This is a genomic window from Streptomyces sp. NPDC060366, from assembly GCF_042725135.1.
Lineage (GTDB): Bacteria > Actinomycetota > Actinomycetes > Streptomycetales > Streptomycetaceae > Streptomyces.
The window spans coordinates 102,535-121,978 of sequence record NZ_JBHXDC010000009.1; the positions used below are offsets into that span (position 1 = coordinate 102,535).

Here is a 19,444-nt window from a genome sequence, read left to right on the forward strand (position 1 = left end):
CCCTCCGTCGTAAGCGCGGTGAAACCGATCCGGTCATCGCACCAGCTAGTCGTTGCCGCTCAGGATCGAGAAGAGACGCAGCATCTCCAGGTAGATCCACACCAGCGTCATGGTGAGGCCGAAGGCCGCCATCCAGGACTCCTCGCGCGGCGCGCCGTACGTGACGCCGTCCTCGACCTGCTTGAAGTCGAGGGCCAGGAAGCACGCGCCGAGGATGATGCCGAGCACACCGAAGAGGATGCCGAGGCCGCCGCTGCGGAAGCCGAGGCCGTCACCGCCGCCGAAGACGCTGAACAGCAGGTTGGCGACCATGAGGAGGACGAAGCCCATCGCGGCGGCCATCACGAAGCCGTAGAAGCGGCGCGTGACGCGGATCCAGCGCATCTTGTAGGCGATCAGCACACCGGCGAAGACCGCCATCGTGCCCATCACCGCCTGGACGACCACACCCGGCGAGAGGTACGTGCTCACCGCGCTGCTGATCACGCCGAGGAAGACACCCTCGAACGCGGCGTAGCTCAGGATCAGCGCCGGGACCGGCTTGCGCTTGAACGACTGGACCAGCGCCAGGACCAGGGCCACGACGGCCGCGCCGATGGCGATGCCGTACGACTTGCCCACGTTGTCCTGGTCGACCGGGAGCAGGACCCAGGCGAGGACGGCGGTGAGGACGACCGTGCCGAGCGTCGACGCGGTGCGCGTCACGACGTCGTCGATCGTCATGACCCCGGCGCGTGCGGGCGCCTGCGGTCCGGCGCCGCCGTACTGACCGTCGGTCTGCGGGGCGTAGGGGTTGGTGGCGTACGGGTTGGTCGCGTACGGGTTCTGCGTGGTTCCTACGGCGGGGCCCCCGGCCTGCGGCGCCGCGTTGAAGCCCGCTTGGCCGTTGTCGCGACTGAAGCCCCGTCGCGAGAAGACCGGGTTGCTGCTCCTCATCTCACTCCTCCATGGCGGCCACCCTGCGCGGCCTTGGCACAAGAGTAATGCGGGAGCAAAGGGAACACCCTAGTGCCCCAGGAGGATCTTTCCTCGATCGTGACGCGAGGGAGGCCGGGCCGGGGACCGCGGGCCGGCCCGGAGTGTCGCCCGGTGGCGCGTCGCGACTCCCCGGGGACATTCGGAGAGCGCTCCCTCCGACGACCGGGACGGAACGCCGGATTCAGCGGATTGACGCGCACCCGACAAGATGATCAAGGGCCTGAGCTGCGGTTTCGTCGCGTTTCAAAGCTGACTATTCGTCAAGAGCTTTACACTTCAACCGAGTTGACCGATCCGGCTGATCTGCAGGCACGTTTCAGCAGTACTGTGCCCCAAAGGCAGGAAAAGCGGGGAAGAATCGATCTTCGCAGGTCAGCACACGTTCAGAGAGTGTGCCCGGAACCGGACTTGAACCGGTACGCCCCATTTGGGGCAGCGAGGTTTAAGCTCGCCGTGTCTGCATTCCACCATCCGGGCGTACGCGGCTCCGCGTTGGCTCACGAGCCTATCCGGGAGGACCCCTCGGACAGCCGAGTACCTGGACGATCCTGTCTGATTTTATTGGCACCTGAGGGTGTGTCAGCCCTGGTAACACGCCATCGGCACATGCCGGAAGCAGGACGAAGGTCTTGATACGACCCTCGGGATATGACGGAAAGTCGCCGCTCTCTGTCTACTATTCGCCACTCCCCGCACACGGATTGCGTGGAGCCGTCGTTCACGTGACAGGCCGACGACCGGATGACATGAGTAGGGGTCGACGTCATACCGGAGGAGGACGGAGGGGCGTCCCGGTCCGACCCGAGAGGGCCACAGGAACGGGCATGCGGAGTGACGACTCGGCGCCGGACGGCGGAGAGGATGAAGTCAATCCACCACATGCACCCCGACAGGAGCCCCACCCGTGACGACCATGCCTCTCCTCCGCGCCAGCGCCGTGGCGGCCCACGCCTCCGCCTTGTCCAAGGTCTACGGGCAGGGCGAGACGCAGGTCGTGGCCCTCGACCAGGTCACCGTCGACTTCCGGCAGGGCCAGTTCACCGCGATCATGGGCCCCTCCGGGTCCGGCAAGTCGACCCTGATGCACTGCGTCGCGGGGCTCGACAGCTTCAGCAGCGGCTCGGTACGCATCGGCGACACCGAGCTGGGCACGCTCAAGGACAAGCAGCTCACCCAGCTCCGCCGGGACAAGATCGGCTTCATCTTCCAGGCGTTCAACCTGCTGCCGACGCTGACGGCCCTGGAGAACATCACGCTCCCCATGGACATCGCCGGCCGTAAGCCCGACAAGCAGTGGCTGGACAACGTGATCACGATGATCGGCCTCAAGGACCGGCTCCACCACCGTCCCACCGCGCTCTCCGGCGGCCAGCAGCAGCGCGTGGCCGTCGCCCGCGCGCTCGCCTCCCGGCCCGAGATCATCTTCGGCGACGAACCGACCGGCAATCTGGACTCACGGGCCGGGGCCGAGGTCCTGAGCTTCATGCGCAACTCCGTACGGGAGCTGGGCCAGACCGTCGTCATGGTGACGCACGACCCGGTGGCCGCCTCGTACGCGGACCGGGTGATCTTCCTCGCCGACGGCCGGATCGTCGACGAGATGCAGAACCCCACCGCCGAGGGCGTGCTCGACCGTATGAAGGCCTTCGACTCCAAGGGCCGTACGAGCTGACGCCGGCCGCCCGGCACCCCTGACGCCCCGCGCCGGCCGACGCCGGCCGTCCGCCCTTCGCCGCGACCGATCCGCCACTCCACCGCGGTCGGTCCGCCCTGCCCTCACGCGGCTCCGCCGTCCGTTCGCCCTGCCCACTTCACCTGGACTCCCACCATGTTCCGTACCGCCCTGCGCACCGTGCTCGCGCACAAGGCCCGGCTGCTGATGACCGTGCTCGCCGTGATGCTCGGCGTGGCCTTCGTCTCCGGCACGCTGGTCTTCACCGACACCCTCGGCAACGCCTTCAACAAACAGTCGGCCAAGAGCTACAAGGACGTAGCCGTCTCCGTCTCCAGCTACGCCTCCAACGAGAGTGGCTCCGACGGGAAGAAGCCGGAGCCGGGACTCAGCCCGAAGACCCTCGACAAGATCGGCGCCATCGACGGAGTGGCCTCCGTCACCGGCCGGGTCGACGGCTTCGCCGGCGTGGCCGACCCGGACGGCAAGCTGATCGGCAACGGCTGGTCCAACACCGGCACCAACTTCTCCCCGGACCAGGACGGCAAGGACGCCGCCTACGACTTCACCGACGGGTCGGGCCCCACCAAGGCCGACGAGATCGCGCTCGACAAGTCCACCGCGTCCCGCGGTGAGTACGAGGTCGGCAAGCCCGTGCGGGTCTCGACCAACGGGCCGGTCAAGGAGTACACCCTCTCCGGTGTCTTCACCACCGAGGACGGCGCGGTCAACGCGGGCGGCAGCCTGGTGCTCTTCGAGACGGCGGTCGCCCAGAAGCTCTACCTGGAGCCGGGCTTCTTCCAGGACGCCACCGTCACGGCGGCGCCCGGCGCCTCCGACGCGAAGATCCTCGACGCGGTCGAGCCCCTGCTGCCCAAGGACGCCGAGGCCCAGACCGGCACTCAGCTGGCCGCCGACCAGGCCGACCAGATCGAGCGCCAGCTCAGCGGCATCAACCAGATGCTGCTCGCCTTCGCGGCCATCGCGCTCTTCGTCGGCATCTTCCTGATCTCCAACACCTTCACCATGCTCGTCGCCCAGCGCACCAAGGAGCTCGCGCTGCTGCGCGCCGTCGGCGCCTCGCGCCGCCAGGTCAAGCGCTCGGTGATGATCGAGGCGCTGGTCGTGGGCCTCTTCGCGTCCGCCGTCGGCTTCGTCCTCGGTATCGGTCTCGCCGTCGGACTGCGCTCGGCCATGGGCTCGTTCGGTGCGAAGGTGCCCGCCGGACCGCTGGTGATCACGCCGGTCGCCGTCGCCGCCGCCTTCGGTGTCGGCGTGGTGATCACCCTGATCGCCGCCTGGCTGCCGTCCCGACGGGCCGCGAAGATCCCGCCGGTCGCCGCCATGAGCAGCGTGCACGCCGTGGCCACGGTGAAGTCGCTCGTCCTGCGCAACTCGATCGGCGCCGTGCTCACGCTCATCGGCGCCGCGGGGATCGTCGCGGGCGCCTCGGCCGGGAAGGACGGCAAGCTGCTGATCGGCGGCGGCGCCTTCTTCTCGCTCGTCGGCATCATCGTGCTGATCCCGCTGCTGTCGCGCCCGGTCATCGCCCTCGTACAGCCGCTGCTGAACCGTCTGTACGGCGTCGCCGGCAAGCTGGCCGGGCAGAACGCGGTGCGCAACCCGCGCCGAACGGGTGCCACCGCCTCCGCGCTGGCGATCGGCCTCACGCTGGTCACCGGTCTGACCGTCATCGGTGTGACGCTCGGTCAGGCCATCGACAAGATGACCACCGACAACATCAAGGCCGACTACATGGTCACGATGGCCAGCGGAGGCGGTCTCGACGAGTCGGCGGTCGAGGCACTGGAGAAGGCGCCGGGCGTCAGCGCGGTCTCCCCGCAGCGGGCCTCGTACCTGGAGATCAAGGGCGAGGACACCTCCGCATCGGGCGTGACCCCCGGGGACATCCAGCGGGTTCTCGCGCTGAAAACGGAGAGCGGTTCGCTGGACTCGCTGAGCGGTGACGCGATCGCGATGGACTCGGACACCGCGAAGTCGCGGGGTCTGAAGACCGGCGACACCGTCTCGGTGAAGTACCAGGACGACAAGAAGGCGCGGCTGAAGATCGGCGCCACGTACGAGGCCAACGAGTTCGTCTCCCCGGTCCTGATCTCGACCGATCTGGTGGGGCCGCACGAGGCGAAGCCGTACACCCCCGAGGTGTACGTGTCGATGGACGGCGGCATGACCGAGGCCAACGAACTGGCCCTGGTGAACGCGCTCGGCGACAACCCCGCGATCAGCGTCTCCGACCAGCAGGACATCAGGAACATGTTCGGCGGCATGATCAACACCGCGCTGAACATCATGTACGGGCTGCTGGGGATGGCGCTGATCATCGCGGTGCTCGGTGTCGTCAACACCCTCGCGATGTCCGTCTTCGAGCGTCAGCAGGAGATCGGCATGCTGCGGGCCATCGGTCTGGACCGCCGCAGGGTCAAGCGCATGATCCGGCTGGAGGCCGTGGTGATCTCGGTCTTCGGCGCGCTGGTCGGTGTCGGGCTCGGCACGTTCCTGGCCTGGGCCATCGGCGAGACGATCCGCTCGTCGATCCCCGGCTATGTGCTGGTCATGCCGTGGGAGCGGATCGGGATCTTCCTGGTGCTCGCGGGGCTGGTGGGCGTGCTGGCCGCGCTCTGGCCGGCGCGCAGCGCGGCGAAGCTGAACATGCTGACGGCGATCAAGACGGAGTGAGTGCGGGCTGTGCCGTCGAGCGCCGGGCGGGCCGCGTATGCGGTCCGCCCGGCGCTTGTCCGTGCGTGCGCGCACGGGCCCGCACGACTCGTGTCAGTTCCAGGTCCGCGCGCGCAGCGGGACGTCCGCGTCGCCCGATTCCCGGGACCGTACCGCCAGGATCTGGTTGACGCCGATCCTGTTGTGCTCGAAGGAGAGCGCCGACGCGGCCATGTAGAGGCGCCACACGCGGGCGCGGCCGGGTGAGGTGATCCGGACCGCCTCGGGCCAGTGCCGCTCCAGATTCCGTACCCACTGACGGAGCGTCAGCGCGTAGTGCTCGCGCAGGGATTCCACGTCCCTGACCTCGAAGCCCGCCTCCTCCAGCGTGCCGACGGTGCGCCCGAGCGGGGCCAGTTCACCGTCGGGGAAGACGTACGCGTCGATGAAGTCGTCGATGCGGTACTCGGATTCGTCCCGCTCGGGACGGCGCGCGATCTGGTGGTTGAGCAGCCGGCCGCCCGGCTTGAGGAGGGCGAAGAGGTCGTCCGCGTATTCGCGGTAGCGGACCGAGCCGACGTGTTCGGCCATGCCGATGGACGAGATGGCGTCGTACGGACCGTCACCGACGTCCCGGTAGTCCTGGACCCGGATCTCGATCCGGTCGGTCAGACCCTCGTCCGCGATGCGCTTGCGGGCGTACGTGGCCTGCTCGCGGGAGAGCGTCACCCCGGTGACCTGGACGCCGTACTCGCGCGCCGCGTGGATGGCCATGGAGCCCCAGCCGCAGCCGACGTCGAGCAGCCGCTCGCCCTCCGTCAGCCCGAGCTTGCGGCAGACGAGGTCGAGCTTGTCGCGCTGCGCGTCCTCCAGCGCGGCGCCGGGCTCCTCGAAGTAGGCGCACGAGTAGACCATCGACGGTCCGAGGACCATCTCGTAGAAGTCGTTGCCCACGTCGTAGTGGTGGCTGATGGCCGCCCGGTCCCGGTGCTTGGTGTGCAGCGTGCCGCTTCTGCGCCGTACTTCCTCGGGCGGCGGCGGGGGCGGCGGCCAGGGGCCGGCGATCTCCACGAGGCCCTTGGCCGCGGCGCGCATCCGCGGGTCGCGCAGCGGGTGCACCGGGTCCTTTGCGTCGGCGCCGCGCTCCCAGAGGAGTCCGGCGATCAGTGACAGGGCGGCGTACAGATCACCGTCGATGTCGATCTCGCCGGCCACCCAGCCGCGGGCCAGTCCCAACTCGCCCGGCTTCCACAGCAGACGGCGCAGGGCCCTGCGGTGCCGGACGACGAGTGTCGGCGCGCCCGGCGGGCCCGACTCGCTGCCGTCCCAGGCACGGATACGCACCGGGAGCGGGGCTCCCAGCAGTTCCTCGGCGAGAGTGGTCAGCCGCAGTGCGGCATCGGCCATGGCGCACACCTCCGTGAAAGGCAATCCCAGAAATGCTCAACTCACACGTAAACACCGCCGACGGGGTGTCGCAGTCCCGGCGGCACGCAATGGGTGGGCAAAAATAGCTGCACAGGCCATGTAATTTATACCGACTTCTACCCATGCGCACCCTTACCTGATATGTCGTACCCATCTACGAGCCGGGCGCACGCGAAAGGGCCGCCCGCACCACGGATGGCGGGCGGCCCTTTCGGGTCGGTTCGGGAGTGCGCGCGGTCAGGACGCCTTGACGGTCGTCCCGGCCTCGGCCTTCACCTGCTTCGAGTCCGAGTCCGACTCCGAGCCGGATTCGGGCTTCGGGGCGACGGCGGACTGACGCGTCGGCGCGGGCTTGGCGGCCTCGTAGAACTCCTCGCGCGGTGTCTCCATCGCGCCGAGCGAGACGACCTCGCGCTTGAGGAACGCCGAGAGCGTCCAGTCGGCGAAGACACGGATCTTGCGGTTCCAGGTCGGCATCGCCATGCCGTGGTAGCCACGGTGCATGTACCAGGCCAGCCGGCCACGGAACTTGATCTTCATCTTGCCGACGACGATCATCGCGACACCCTTGTGCATGCCGAGACCGGCGACCGCGCCCTTGTTCGCGTGGCTGTACTCCTGCTGCGGGAAGCCACGCAGAGCGGAGATCACGTTGTCGCCGAGGACCTTCGACTGACGCAGCGCGTGCTGGGCGTTCGGCGGGCACCAGGCGTTCTCGACGCCGGCCTTGCGGGCGGCCATGTCGGGAACCTGGGCGTTGTCGCCGGCGGCCCAGATGTAATCGGTGCCCCGCACCTGGAGCTTGGCGTCGGTGTCGACGTGACCGCGCGGCCCGAGCGGCAGACCGTAGCGGGCGAGCGCCGGGTTGGGCTTGACGCCCGCGGTCCACACAATGGTGTTGGAGTCGACCTCGAGTCCGTTGCCCAGCACCACACGGCCGTCGACGCAGGACTCCATGCCGGTCTTGAGGTAGACCTCGACGCCGCGGCTCTCCAGGTGCTCCTTGCCCCAGGAGCCCAGCTTCGGGCCGACCTCGGGAAGGATCTTGTCGGCGACGTCGACGAGCAGGAAGCGCATGTCCTCGCGCTTGACGCTCGTGTAGTACTTCGCGGCGTCGCGCGCCAGGTCCTCGACCTCACCGACGGTCTCGGCGCCGGCGAAGCCGCCGCCGACGAAGACGAAGGTCAACGCCTTGCGGCGGACGTCCTCGTCGGTCGTGGAGTCGGCCTTGTCGAGCTGTTCGAGCACGTGGTTCCGCAGGCCGATCGCCTCCTCGATGCCCTTCATACCGATGCCCTGCTCGGCGAGGCCGGGGATCGGGAAGGTACGGGAGACGGCGCCGAGCGCGACGATCAGATAGTCGAAGGGCAGCTCATAGGCCTCACCGACGAGCGGGGAGATCGTGGCGACCTTGCGGTCCTGGTCGATGGTCGTGACTCGGCCGGTGAGCACCTCGGCCTTGGGCAGCACGCGTCGCAGCGGTACGACGACGTGCCGAGGCGAGATGTTTCCGGCGGCGGCTTCGGGGAGGAAGGGCTGGTACGTCATGTACGAGCGAGGGTCGACAACGGTGACCGTCGCCTCCCCGTAGCGCATCTTCTTCAGAATGCGACGAGCTGCGTACAGGCCTACGTACCCTCCGCCTACAACAAGGATCCTGGGACGCTCCGTGGTGCTCATGCCATCGAGTATCCACCTGCCCAGGAGGGGGTGCTCGTGAGCCCCTTCACAAGCACCCCCCATACCTCTGCTACACTGCGCGGCCCGCTTGATCCACCCCATGGTCCCGCGATGGAACCAGGCGGTGTCGCGGGACGTTCCGCACCCCTCGTGAGCTGGCCCTTGAGAGGTTTGACGGGGGTGGACCACCGGGTGGTTCACACGCCCGCAACACGGCCGGTACGGCCCGTTGACGGGCCCCGCACAGGCGCCGGGCCGGTGCCGGCGGCCCCCGGAGAGTGATGTGCGCCCAACCCGGCGTTTTTCCTTGTGAAGAACTTCACGAACTTCGTTCCGGAGTGTGGCGCAGAGACCCCGTAAGACCCCCGTAAAGAGGCTCGGGGGGCCCTGGAAGGCCCCCGCGACAGCCCCCCCGTCACCCGCTCAGGCGATCGACCAGCCGATGCCGTCGAGGATGTCGTGTTCGCTCACGACGACCTCCCGCGCACCGGTCCGCTCCATGATCGTGAGCAGGATCAGCGCACCCGCCCCGATCACGTCCACCCGCCCCGGATGCATCACCGGGATCGTCTCGCGTTCGGCGTGGGTGGAGGACAGCAGCGTCGTGGTGATCTCCCGGACAATGTCGAAGGGGATGCGCGAGTGGTGGATCACTTCCGAGTCGTACGCCGTCAGACCCAGCGCGATCGCCGCGACCGTGGTGACGGAGCCGGCGAGGCCGACGAGGGTGCGGGCCTCGCCGAACGGGACGTCCCGCCCCGCCAGGTCGAGGGCGGTGGCGATGTCCGCGCGCAGGGCGGTGATGTCGGCAAGGGTGGCCGGGTCGGCCGGACGGTGCCGCTCGGTCAGCCGTACACAGCCGATGTCGACCGACCGGGCCGCGATGACCCGGTCGGCCCCGACGACGAACTCGGTGGAGCCGCCGCCGATGTCGACGACCAGGTAGGGCTTCTCCAGGTCGGTGCGGCCGGTCAGCTCCCTGGTGGCGCCGGTGAAGGAGAACTCCGCCTCCTGGTCGCCGGTGATCACCTCGGGTTCGACACCGAGGATGTCGAGGACACCGCGGACGAACTCGTCGCGGTTCTCGGCGTCACGGGAGGCGGAGGTGGCCACGAAGCGGATCCGGTCCACGCCGTGTTCCTTGATGACGCCCGCGTACTCGCGGCAGGCCGCGAAGGTCCGCTCAAGCGCCTCGGGGGCGAGCCGGCCCGTCCGGTCGACGTCCTGGCCGAGCCGCACGATCGTCATGCGCCGGTCCAGCTCGACCAGTTCGCCGGTGGCGGGGTCGGCGTCGGCGACCAGTAGCCGGATGGAGTTCGTACCGCAGTCGATCGCCGCGACCCTGGTCATACGGTGTCTCCTTCGGGGGCGGCCGCGGTCTCGCCCTCTGCGGGTCCGTCGGCGGGTTCGTCGTTTGTGAACGGGATCACACAGGGGCCCTTGCGCCACCACTCGGGCAGCATCGCCAGCGCCTCGTCACCCAGCGGGTTGACTCCCGGGCCCGCCGCGAGCGAGTGGCCGACGAGCACATGCAGGCACTTCACGCGGTCCGGCATACCGCCCGCGCTCGGGAAGCCCGCCAGCAGCTCGATCGCGTCGCGGCGCGCGAGGTAGTCCTCGTGGGCCTTGCGGTACGCGGCGGCCAACTCGGGGTCGGACGCCAGGCGTTCGGACATCTCCTTCATGACGCCGTTCGCCTCCAGCGTGCCGATGGCCGAGGCCGCGCGCGGGCAGGTCAGGTAGTAGAGCGTCGGGAACGGCGTGCCGTCGGGCAGCCGCGGGGCGGTCTCCACCACATCGGGCTGCCCGCAGGGACAGCGGTGCGCGATGGCGCGCAGACCGCGCGGGGGCCGGCCGAGCTGTTGCCTGAACGCCGCGACGTCCGCCTCGGTGGGTTCGGTGCGTTCGGTCTGCGGAGGGGGCGTTTCCATACCTGCGTCGGTTTCCTTGATGTCTATCTGTCCGTCCGGTCGGCGCTGTCCACGCCGTCCAGGAGATTGGAGTACCAGGGCCGGTCGGCCGCGCCCTGATCGGTGCGGCGCTCCTCGGTCGCCCGGGGGTCGGACATGATGTAGCCGGTCTCCCCAGGCATCACGTAGTGCAGATGCTCGCGCGCCAGGCGCTGGATGTACGCGTCGTCCTGGAGGCGGGCCTTCTCGTCGCGCAGCTCCTCGACCCGCTTGCGGGCCTCGTGCGCCAGCCGCTGCTGCTCGGCGATCTCGCCGCGCTGCGACACGTACTGCCGCATCGGGTAGGCGAGCGCCACGATCAGCGAGCAGACGACGAGCACGAGGAACGCGGCGCGTCCGGTGAGCCGGGAGCGGCGGGCCTGCCTGCGGGTCTGCGAGCGGTAGACCCGGGCGGCGGTCTGCTCGCCCAGGATCCTGATCTTGGTCGCGGTGGAGAACCGGTCCCGGTTCGCGGCCATGGTCCCGCCTCCCTCAGAGGTCTGAGCGGGCCTCGTGCCTCTGGTACTGCCGTACTGCCTCTGTACGCGCGTACGTCCCCGGACACGGTACGGGACCGGGGACGGGGACGTACGCACGACTGGCTGTGCCGGGCCGCGCCGGAGGCCGGATCAGGTGCTTCGAGGATCAGCCCTCCGACGGATCAGCCCTGGAGAGGATCAGTCCTTGAAGCGGGGGAACGCGCTGCGGCCCGCGTACACGGCCGCGTCGTCCAGGATCTCCTCGATGCGCAGGAGCTGGTTGTACTTGGCGACGCGCTCGGAGCGGGCCGGGGCGCCGGTCTTGATCTGGCCGCAGTTGGTGGCGACGGCCAGGTCGGCGATGGTGACGTCCTCGGTCTCGCCGGAGCGGTGCGACATCATGCACTTGAAGCCGCTGCGCTGCGCCAGCTCGACCGCGTCCAGGGTCTCGGTCAGCGAACCGATCTGGTTGACCTTGACGAGCAGGGCGTTGGCCGAGCCCTCCTCGATGCCGCGGGCGAGACGCTCGGGGTTGGTGACGAAGAGGTCGTCGCCGACGATCTGGACCTTGGTGCCCAGCTTGTCGTTGAGGACCTTCCAGCCGGCCCAGTCGTCCTCGAAGAGCGGGTCCTCGATGGAGACCAGCGGGTACGAGGCGACGAGCTCCTCGTAGTACTCGGTCATCTCGGCGGCCGAGCGGGACTTGCCCTCGAACTCGTAGGAGCCGTCCTTGTAGAACTCGGAGGCCGCCACGTCGAGCGCGAGCGCGATGTCCTTGCCCGGGGCGTAGCCGGCTTCCTTGATGGCCACGAGGATCAGGTCGAGCGCGGCGCGGTTGGACTCCAGGTTCGGCGCGAAGCCGCCCTCGTCGCCGAGGCCCGTGGAGAGCCCCTTCTCCTTCAGGACCTTCTTCAGCGTGTGGTAGACCTCGGCGCCCCAGCGCAGGGCCTCGGAGAACGACTCGGCGCCGATCGGCGCGATCATGAACTCCTGGATGTCCACGTTGGAGTCGGCGTGCGACCCGCCGTTGAGGATGTTCATCATCGGCACGGGCAGCAGGTGCGCGTTCGGGCCGCCGAGGTAGCGGAACAGCGGCAGGTCCGAGGCCTCGGAGGCGGCGTGCGCCACGGCCAGCGAGACACCGAGGATCGCGTTGGCGCCGAGCGAGGACTTGTCGGGCGTGGCGTCCAGGTCGAACATCGCCTGGTCGATCAGCCGCTGCTCGGTGGCGTCGTAGCCGACGAGCTCCGGGCCGATCTGCTCGATGACGGCAAGGACGGCCTTCTCGACACCCTTGCCCTGGTAGCGGTTCGGGTCACCGTCGCGGAGTTCGAGGGCCTCGAACGCGCCGGTGGACGCACCGGAGGGGACAGCAGCACGACCGGTGCTGCCGTCGTCGAGGCCGACCTCGACCTCGACCGTTGGGTTGCCTCGGGAGTCAAGGATTTCCCGGGCTACGACGACGTCGATGGACGGCACGAGCATCTCCTTCTGGGATGTGACGCGTTGGTGCGGGGCCTCATTGGCCCCGCGGCATGAGCCTAACCGGCTCCCGGGCGGCGGTCGGCCGATGCCCGCCCGCTGGGACGAAAAGAGTCCGGAATGCGTGGTGGGCGACGAATGTCGCGCGATTGTCACGGGTTCACGCCGTTGTCGTGGGGTTCACGTGGCGGACGGGGTCCGGGCCCGTGACAGGCCCCGGCCCCGGACCGGCGCGTCCGGGGGGAGTGAGGCGCGCCGGGCCGGGGCCGGGTTCTGGGGAACGGGTCAGCTCAGGTGGAGCTGCTGACCCGGGAAGATGACATCGGCCTTCTCGATGATGTCCTTGTTCAGCTTGAACAGCTTCTTCCAGCCGCCTTCGACCTTCTTGGCCTCGGCGATCTTGGAGAGGGTGTCGCCGGCCTTGACCTTGTACTCGCCGTCGCCCTTCTTGACCGGACCGCGGGTCTCACCGCGCGAGGCGGGCTGCTCCTGCTCGGCGCGCGGCTCGGCCTTCTGCGGGGCCGGCTGGGCCTTCGGGGCGGACTGCTCCGGGGCCGGGCCGGCGGAGCCGGCGTCGTTCGAGGCGTTGGACAGGCCCACGCCACAGCTCGGCCAGGCACCCTTGCCCTGGCCCGCCAGGACCTTCTCGGCGACCTGTATCTGCTGGGACTTCGAGGCCTGGTCGGCGCTGGAGGCGAAGGCGCTGCCGCCGTACGCGGACCAGGTCGAGGCGGAGAACTGCAGACCGCCGTAGTAGCCGTTGCCGGTGTTGATCGACCAGTCGCCGCCGGACTCGCACTGGGCGACGGCGTCCCACTCGGAGGTGGTGGCGGCGGAGGCGGAGGTGGCGCCGATCAGCGGGGCCGCGACAGCGGCACCGGTGATGCCGGCGAGCGTGGCGTAGCGGACGGTCTTGGAGGGACGGCGGTGCTTGCCCTTGCCGGAGTTGCTGGAAAACAGCATGCGAGATCTCCTCACCGACGCCTACGAGGTGAGCTGTCGGGTTCGGGCCAAGTGAGTTGCCCGGCCGTGCGACCCGGGAACGTCTTCACGTCCCCCTGCGCACGGCTGCACCCCGAGCCGGCCGTGATGACCGGCACTTACCTTTGGGTCCCCCGCTCCTGCCTTCGGCGCTTGACGCGACGAGTACTCCCCCCGACCGACGGCAGGATTCGGCGTGACGGTCGACGGTGCCCGCGGTGCGAGCGGTTCAGACCGTAAACACAGACATCCCGGATGTTCAAAGACGGAACATCCGGGATGATTCGCCCATCCTGCCGCGAGGAAACCTCTGTTTACGCAGGTCGGGAAGGGACCGGGGTGAGCTGCCGGTCAGACCGTGTCAGTTGGGACGAAGAGACGCTTGTCTCACTTGCCCAGATGCGGACATAGCCCGCTTAACTACCCCTGCTTCGCGGTCAGATCGAGGCTCTGGCCCGGCAGGATCAGATCGGCGTCGGACCCCACGACCTCGCGGTTCGCCTCGTAGAGGGCGGGCCAGCCGCCCTCCACCTTCTGCTCGTCGGCGATGGCCCACAGGTTGTCGCCGGAGCGGACGGTGTACGAGCCGTCGGCGGCGTCGTCGCCGCGTGCCGAACCGTCACCCCGTGAGGCATGACGGCCACTTTCGCGTTCTTCGCCGGACTTGCCCGGCTTGCCCGCTTCGGTCGACCCGTCCGTACCGGTCTCGGCCGACTCGCCCGAACCGGCCGTCGCGCCGCTCTCGGGGGCCGCCTCACCGCGGTGCTTGCCCTGGCCGCTGCCGGCCTCGGTGCTCGGCTTCGCGCTCGACTCCCGCGTGGCGGGCTTCTCGGCCCCGGAGGCGGAGTCCCGGCCGAACTGACCCGAGGGGGGCGTCGACTCGGGAGCGGCGGGCAGGACGGCCGTCTCGCTCGGCTCGGGCTCCGCGGGCGTCTCGGGCTTCTGCGTGGCGTCGCCGGAGGGCTCGCCGTCCGTATCGGCGTCCGCCGTGAGGCCGGTGATGAGCGCGCACGTCGGCCACGCGGCCGGTCCCTGCGCGGCGAGGATCTTCTCCGCGACGGCTATCTGCTGGCTGCGGCTGGCCTGGTCGGCGGTGGGGGCGTACGTCGTACCGCCGAAGTCGGCCCAGGTCTCCTGGGAGATCTGGAGTCCGCCGTAGTACCCGTTGCCGAGGTCGGCGCTCCACATGCCGCCGCTCTCGCACTCGGCGACCCGGTCCCAGGTGCCGGCGTCGGCCGCACTGGCGCCGGTCGCGCCGAGCAGCGGGATGGCGATCGCCGAGCCTGTCACCCCTGCCGCGACGACGAGGGCGGGGGCTTGGCGGGGCCGACGGTGCCGGCCGTTCCCGGAGCGCATGCGGTTGCCTTCCTTGAGACTGCTGAAACGTGAATTCCGAACACGTGACTGCTGAGACCGTCGTGAACGTAGCGGTACTCGAACGTCTGTCACAAGTCGATGCAGCGGAGATCACGTGAAAGTCACAGTGCTGACGTTTCGTCAGTCACGCACCGCTGTGAACTGCACCGGGAGCGTGCGCAGTCCACGCATGATGAGCCCCCCACGCCACCGCAAATCGGATGGATCGACCGCAAGTCGCAAGTCGGGCAGGCGGGTCAGAAGGGTACGGAGCGCGGTCTGCCCCTCCAGCCGGGCGAGCGGCGCGCCGAGGCAGTAGTGGATGCCGTGGCCGTATCCGAGGTGTTTGTTGTCACCTCGCGACAGGTCGAGCCGGTCCGGATCGGCGAAGCGTTCCGGGTCGCGGTCGGCGGCGGCGAGTACGACGAGTACGGGGTCGCCCACCGCGACGCTCTGCCCGCCGAGTTCGACGGGCTCGGTGGCGTAGCGCCAGGTGGCCATCTCCACCGGCCCGTCGTGGCGCAGCAGTTCCTCGATCCCGGTCGCGAGCAGCGCGCTCTCGCCCGCGTCGAGCGAGCGCTGGAGGCGCTCACGCTGATCAGGGTTACGGAGCAGGGCGTATGTCCCGTTACCCACCAGATTCACGGTGGTCTCGAATCCGGCGAAGAGAAGGATGAACGCCATCGCGGCGGCCTCGTTCTCGGTGAGGTGCTCGCCGTCGTCGCTCGCCCGGATCAGACCGGAGATCAGGTCGTCGCCGGGGTCGTCCCGCTTGCGGTGGATGAGGTCGGCGAGGTAGCCGCGCATCTTCTTCACGGACCGCGCGACCCCGCCGCGCGGCCCGCCGCCGTGCCGGATCATCATCCCGGCCCAGTCGCGGAAGTCGTCCTGGTCCTCGCGCGGGACGCCGAGCAGATCGCAGATCGCGTAGATGGGCAGCGGGAAGGCGAAGTCGTGGATGAGGTCGGCCTCCCCCTTCGCCGCGAAGGCGTCGATGAGACCGTCCGTCAACTCCTGCACGCGTGGCGCGAATTCGGCCACCCGCCGGGGTGTGAACGCCTGCGACACCAGCCGCCGCAGCCGGGTGTGGTCGGGCGGATCGATGTTCAGCAGATGCGTCATCAACTCCGCGCCGCGCTCCCCCGGGATCCCCGTCTTCCCCTTGGCGTGCGGCTGCTCGGCGTGGTGCACGGGGTTCTTGGACAGCCGGGGATCGGCGAGGGCGCGCCTGGCGTCCGCGTACCGCGTCACGAGCCACGCGTCGACGCCGCTGGGCAGCCGGGTCCGGTGCACGGGCGCGTGCTCGCGCAGCCAGGCGTAGGCGGGGTAGGGGTCGGTGGCGAACTCCCAGGTGAAGAGTTCGGGCGCGGGGGGTGGTGCGCCGGCGCCGGCGGGGTTCCCGGTCACCGGTCGGTGGCCGCTTCGGCCTCCGCCGCGAGAATCGCGTCACGGTAGGTGCGGGCCGCCGCGCGCAGGGCGGCCTCCGGGTCGACGCCCGTCTGTTCCGCGCGGGCGGCCAGGGCGAGGAGTTCGTAGCCGATGCCCTCGCCCCGCGGGAGCGGGACGTCCAGGGGCGCGGCGGCGACGCGGGAGGTGAGTTTGGCGGCCAGGGCGAGCGCCGGCTGGCCCAGCGGGACGCCGTCCGTGACGGAGTCGCGCTGTTTCTCCTCCGCCTTGGTGCGCAGCCAGTGGGCCTTGACGTCGGCCGGTGTCTCGGCCGTCTCGTCGCCGAAGACATGGGGATGGCGGTGGATGAGCTTCTCGACGATCGTGGCGGCGACGTCGTCGATGGAGAACGGTTCGTCGTCCTCCTGCGTGCCGCCCTCCTCCGCGATACGGGCGTGGAAGACCACCTGGAGCAGTACGTCCCCCAGCTCCTCGCGCAGCTCGTCGCGGTCGCCGCTCTCGATCGCCTCGACCAGTTCGTACGCCTCCTCGATGGCGTACTTGGCGAGACCCTTGTGCGTCCGGGTGGACGACCACGGGCACTCGGCGCGGATCCGGTCCATGACCTGGACGAGGTCGAGGAGCCGGGCGCCCGGCAGGTCGTACGAGCCGGGGAGCAGTTCCAGATCGGGCATCTGGACCCTGCCGGAGCCCGCGAGGCGGGAGAGGCCGTCGGTGAGGGCCTGGTCGCCCTCGCCGGAGGGCAGGACCACGACCGTACGGCCGCCGGAGCAGGCGTCGACGAGCTCCGCGGCGGTGGGCGCGGAGCGTTCGACGGTGACACCGGCCTCGCGCAGATACGGCAGCTGGGGGTGCGCGGCGTCCGCGCACAGGACCTGGTCGGCCTCGTGGAGCGTCTGCCAGGCGGGCCAGGACAGCACACCGGGGGCGACCCGGTGGCTGACGGTCAGCAGGACGATACGGCCGGGGTCGACGGCGGGTTCTTCAGTCACCCGAAGCAACCTACCCCCGGCCGCCGGCCGTCCCTCACGCGCGGGCGCGCTCAGCTCACGCGCGGGCGCTCACGCTCCGGCGGGGACCTGCTCCGGCGGTGCCTCCTTCGTGACCTGGGTGAGCCACGGCGTCCTCGCCTCGCCGAGCCTGACCTGCTTCACGTCCCAGGCGCCGTACCGCGGATTGACGTCGATGCCCAGCTCCTCGGACGTCTTGACCAGCGTGCCGAGGACCTGCTGCTGGCCCTCCGGCGTCGTCGTGTTGGCGCCGAGCGACGCCGCCAGCTTCGACATCAGCACCTCGCGGCGGATCGCGGTGTCGATCTGGTCCGCGGTGAGCGCGCCCTGCTGGAGCAGCATCGCCGCGAGCTGGTCCTCGCCGCCGGACTGCTGGGCAGCCGCCTGCCGGGTGGTCTGGATCTCCTTGCGGGACACCGTCACACCGGCGTCGTCCGCGGCCTTCTGGAGGATGCGGTCGAAGATCATGCTGTTGAGCTTGACCTGGCCGAGCTGGCCGGTGTTCTTGATGAGCTCGGCCGCCTGCGGGGACGCCTCCTGCGCGTCGCGTACGTCCCGTACCTGGGCCTGCAGCGCGGACACCTCGATGCGCTCGCCGCCGACGACGGCCGCGGCGCCGGGGTGGGCGTCGTTGCCGCAGGCGGTGAGGAGCGGGGCCGCTGCGAGGAGCGCGGCTGTGAGGGTGAGCGCTGTGCGACGGCGGCGGTGCAAAGGGTGCCTCCTGGATCGTGACAACGACCGTGCGTTGATCGATGTTAGGCAGTGGCGGCGGATCCGATCCAGTCAGCCGGAGTTTTTTCGAAAACTTCGCCGAATACACGATCGCGTTTGCGACGGGCGGGCCCGGCCACCGTTATCCCTCGATACGGGCCGGGGCCGCGGCGACGGGCTCCGGCGCCGGATCGCCCCGGTCGGGGCGCAGCATGATCGTGCGGGAGACGACGAACGTGATCGGGATCGCCGCGGCGGCGGCGATCAGCGGCGCGTATCTGCTGCTGAGGTGGAGCACGTCCACCAGCAGATAGACGCCGCTGGTGGTGATGGTGAAATTCGCCGCGTTGGTGAGCGGGAACAGCAGGAACTTCCGCCAGGTCGGCCGGGTCCGGTAGGTGAAGCGGGAGTTGAGGAAGAAGGAGCCGGTCATGCTGAGCACGAAGGCGACGACATGCGCGGCGACATACGGCAGCCGGGTCAGCAGCGCCAGATAACAGGCGTAGTACGTACCGGTGTTGACGACTCCGACGAGCGCGAATCTGATCAGCTGGCCTCGCACCGTCATGTGCCTACGAGCTCCTGCTCCTGATCCTGATCCGTCGTCGGGTCCGCCGTCGGACGAGTCCGCCGCGGCCGGTCCGCGTCGGTCGCCGCCACCAGATAGTGGGGGCGCCGCTTCACCTCGTAATAGATGCGGCCGACGTACTCGCCGACGACTCCCACCATCACCATCTGTACGCCCGACAGTGCCGTGACGGCCACCAGAAGTGTGACATAGCCGGGGGTGTCGACCCCGTTCACCATGGCGACGCCGACAATCCACGCCGCGTACACGGAGGCGAGCGACAGCAGCAGCAGTCCGAGATAGAGCGCGGCCCGCAACGGTTTGTTGTTGAAGGAGAGCATGCCGTCGAGCCCGTAGTTGAGCAGCTTTCCGAAGCTCCATTTGGAACGGCCCTGCTCACGCACCGCGTTCTCGTACTCGAATGTGGTGGAGCGGAATCCGACCCACGCGAAGATTCCCTTGGAGAAGCGGTTGTACTCGGCCAGACCCAGCACCGCGTCCACCGCGCGGCGCGAGAGCAGCCGGAAATCACCGACGCCGTCGACGAGTTCGACGTCGATCAGCCGGTTGATGAGCCGGTAGTACGCGCGGGCGGCCAGGGTGCGGGTGACGCGGTCGCCGGTGCGGGTGCGGCGGGCGATGACCTGCTCGTAGCCCTGCTCGTGCAGGTCGAGCATGCGGCGGACCAGTTCCGGCGGGTGCTGGAGGTCCGCGTCCATGATGACGACGGCCGCGCCCTTGGCGTACTGGAGCCCGGCGAGCATCGCCGACTCCTTGCCGAAGTTGCGGCTGAAGGAGACGTATCGGGTGCGGGGGTCGGCCGCGGCGATCTTCTCCAGCCGCTCCAGAGTGCCGTCCCGGCTTCCGTCGTCCACGTAGACCAGCTCGAATTCATGCCCGAGTTCCCCTTCGAGCAGTGCGAGTTCACCGGTCACACGGTCGTGGAAGCGGTCGACGATCTCCTCTTCGTTGAAGCACGGGACCACTATTGAGATCAGCACCGTAGAACGACATCCCACCGGAATGTCACCGGTGGAGTCACCTGGTGAATTACAAGCGGCCATCGA

The 19,444-nt window shown here is 69.3% G+C and carries 16 protein-coding genes, 1 tRNA gene and 1 riboswitch; of the genes, 2 read left to right on the plus strand and 15 right to left on the minus strand.

The features are described from left to right. Positions 1 to 45: 45 nt before the first annotated feature. Positions 46 to 936, minus strand: coding sequence for a Bax inhibitor-1/YccA family protein (locus tag ACFWHU_RS22510; protein WP_385797215.1), 891 nt, complete (start codon positions 934 to 936; stop codon positions 46 to 48). 435 nt (positions 937 to 1,371) lie between these two features. Beyond that, positions 1,372 to 1,455: transfer RNA gene (locus tag ACFWHU_RS22515), tRNA-Leu, on the minus strand. A 436-nt stretch (positions 1,456 to 1,891) separates the two neighbouring features. On the opposite strand from ACFWHU_RS22515, the gene ACFWHU_RS22520 reads away from it, so the two are divergent. Then, positions 1,892 to 2,650 carry an ABC transporter ATP-binding protein gene (locus ACFWHU_RS22520; RefSeq protein WP_385797378.1) on the plus strand — a complete coding sequence of 253 codons (759 nt, stop codon included), beginning with the start codon at positions 1,892 to 1,894 and terminating at the stop codon, positions 2,648 to 2,650. Positions 2,651 to 2,806: 156 nt separating this feature from the next. Further along, positions 2,807 to 5,347 carry an ABC transporter permease gene (locus tag ACFWHU_RS22525; protein ID WP_387226651.1) on the plus strand — a complete coding sequence of 847 codons (2,541 nt, stop codon included), beginning with the start codon at positions 2,807 to 2,809 and terminating at the stop codon, positions 5,345 to 5,347. Positions 5,348 to 5,440: 93 nt separating this feature from the next. On the opposite strand, the gene ACFWHU_RS22530 is transcribed toward ACFWHU_RS22525, so the two are convergent. The 13 genes from ACFWHU_RS22530 to ACFWHU_RS22590 form a co-directional block, all read right to left on the minus strand. Then, the gene (locus tag ACFWHU_RS22530) at positions 5,441 to 6,733 is read right to left on the minus strand and encodes a class I SAM-dependent methyltransferase (protein WP_385797219.1); all 1,293 of its coding nucleotides are present in this window, start codon (positions 6,731 to 6,733) and stop codon (positions 5,441 to 5,443) included. 258 nt (positions 6,734 to 6,991) lie between these two features. Beyond that, the gene (locus ACFWHU_RS22535) at positions 6,992 to 8,434 is read right to left on the minus strand and encodes an NAD(P)/FAD-dependent oxidoreductase (RefSeq protein ID WP_385797221.1); all 1,443 of its coding nucleotides are present in this window, start codon (positions 8,432 to 8,434) and stop codon (positions 6,992 to 6,994) included. Between the two features lie 423 nt (positions 8,435 to 8,857). Then, positions 8,858 to 9,784: an exopolyphosphatase gene (locus tag ACFWHU_RS22540; RefSeq protein ID WP_387226655.1), complete on the minus strand. Its 927-nt coding sequence runs from the start codon at positions 9,782 to 9,784 to the stop codon at positions 8,858 to 8,860. Next, positions 9,781 to 10,365: a DUF501 domain-containing protein gene (locus ACFWHU_RS22545; RefSeq protein WP_385797226.1), complete on the minus strand. Its 585-nt coding sequence runs from the start codon at positions 10,363 to 10,365 to the stop codon at positions 9,781 to 9,783. The genes ACFWHU_RS22540 and ACFWHU_RS22545 overlap by 4 nt, the downstream gene beginning before the upstream one ends. A gap of 23 nt (positions 10,366 to 10,388) precedes the next feature. Continuing rightward, a complete protein-coding gene (locus ACFWHU_RS22550) occupies positions 10,389 to 10,862 on the minus strand; it encodes a septum formation initiator family protein (protein ID WP_385797228.1) in 474 nt (157 codons plus the stop codon). A gap of 198 nt (positions 10,863 to 11,060) precedes the next feature. After that, a complete protein-coding gene (gene eno, locus ACFWHU_RS22555) occupies positions 11,061 to 12,347 on the minus strand; it encodes a phosphopyruvate hydratase (RefSeq protein ID WP_203233592.1) in 1,287 nt (428 codons plus the stop codon). Between the two features lie 282 nt (positions 12,348 to 12,629). Beyond that, positions 12,630 to 13,307: a transglycosylase family protein gene (locus tag ACFWHU_RS22560; RefSeq protein ID WP_387226658.1), complete on the minus strand. Its 678-nt coding sequence runs from the start codon at positions 13,305 to 13,307 to the stop codon at positions 12,630 to 12,632. A gap of 3 nt (positions 13,308 to 13,310) precedes the next feature. After that, positions 13,311 to 13,487: riboswitch (cyclic di-AMP (ydaO/yuaA leader) on the minus strand. Between the two features lie 258 nt (positions 13,488 to 13,745). Further along, on the minus strand, positions 13,746 to 14,681 hold the full coding sequence (locus ACFWHU_RS22565; RefSeq protein WP_387226660.1) for a transglycosylase family protein: 936 nt from the start codon (positions 14,679 to 14,681) through the stop codon (positions 13,746 to 13,748). A gap of 141 nt (positions 14,682 to 14,822) precedes the next feature. Further along, positions 14,823 to 16,088 carry a cytochrome P450 gene (locus ACFWHU_RS22570; RefSeq protein ID WP_385797237.1) on the minus strand — a complete coding sequence of 422 codons (1,266 nt, stop codon included), beginning with the start codon at positions 16,086 to 16,088 and terminating at the stop codon, positions 14,823 to 14,825. Then, a complete protein-coding gene (locus ACFWHU_RS22575; RefSeq protein WP_385797238.1) occupies positions 16,085 to 17,080 on the minus strand; it encodes a nucleoside triphosphate pyrophosphohydrolase in 996 nt (331 codons plus the stop codon). The genes ACFWHU_RS22570 and ACFWHU_RS22575 overlap by 4 nt, the downstream gene beginning before the upstream one ends. 69 nt (positions 17,081 to 17,149) lie before the next feature. Next, on the minus strand, positions 17,150 to 17,809 hold the full coding sequence (locus ACFWHU_RS22580) for a SurA N-terminal domain-containing protein (RefSeq protein ID WP_385797241.1): 660 nt from the start codon (positions 17,807 to 17,809) through the stop codon (positions 17,150 to 17,152). 142 nt (positions 17,810 to 17,951) lie between these two features. After that, positions 17,952 to 18,377, minus strand: coding sequence for a GtrA family protein (locus ACFWHU_RS22585; RefSeq protein WP_387226663.1), 426 nt, complete (start codon positions 18,375 to 18,377; stop codon positions 17,952 to 17,954). After that, positions 18,374 to 19,378 (minus strand): glycosyltransferase family 2 protein, encoded by a 1,005-nt coding sequence (locus ACFWHU_RS22590; protein ID WP_385797246.1) that lies wholly within the window; start codon positions 19,376 to 19,378, stop codon positions 18,374 to 18,376. Before ACFWHU_RS22590 ends, ACFWHU_RS22585 begins: the two co-directional genes overlap by 4 nt. Between the last annotated feature and the right edge of the window lie 66 nt (positions 19,379 to 19,444).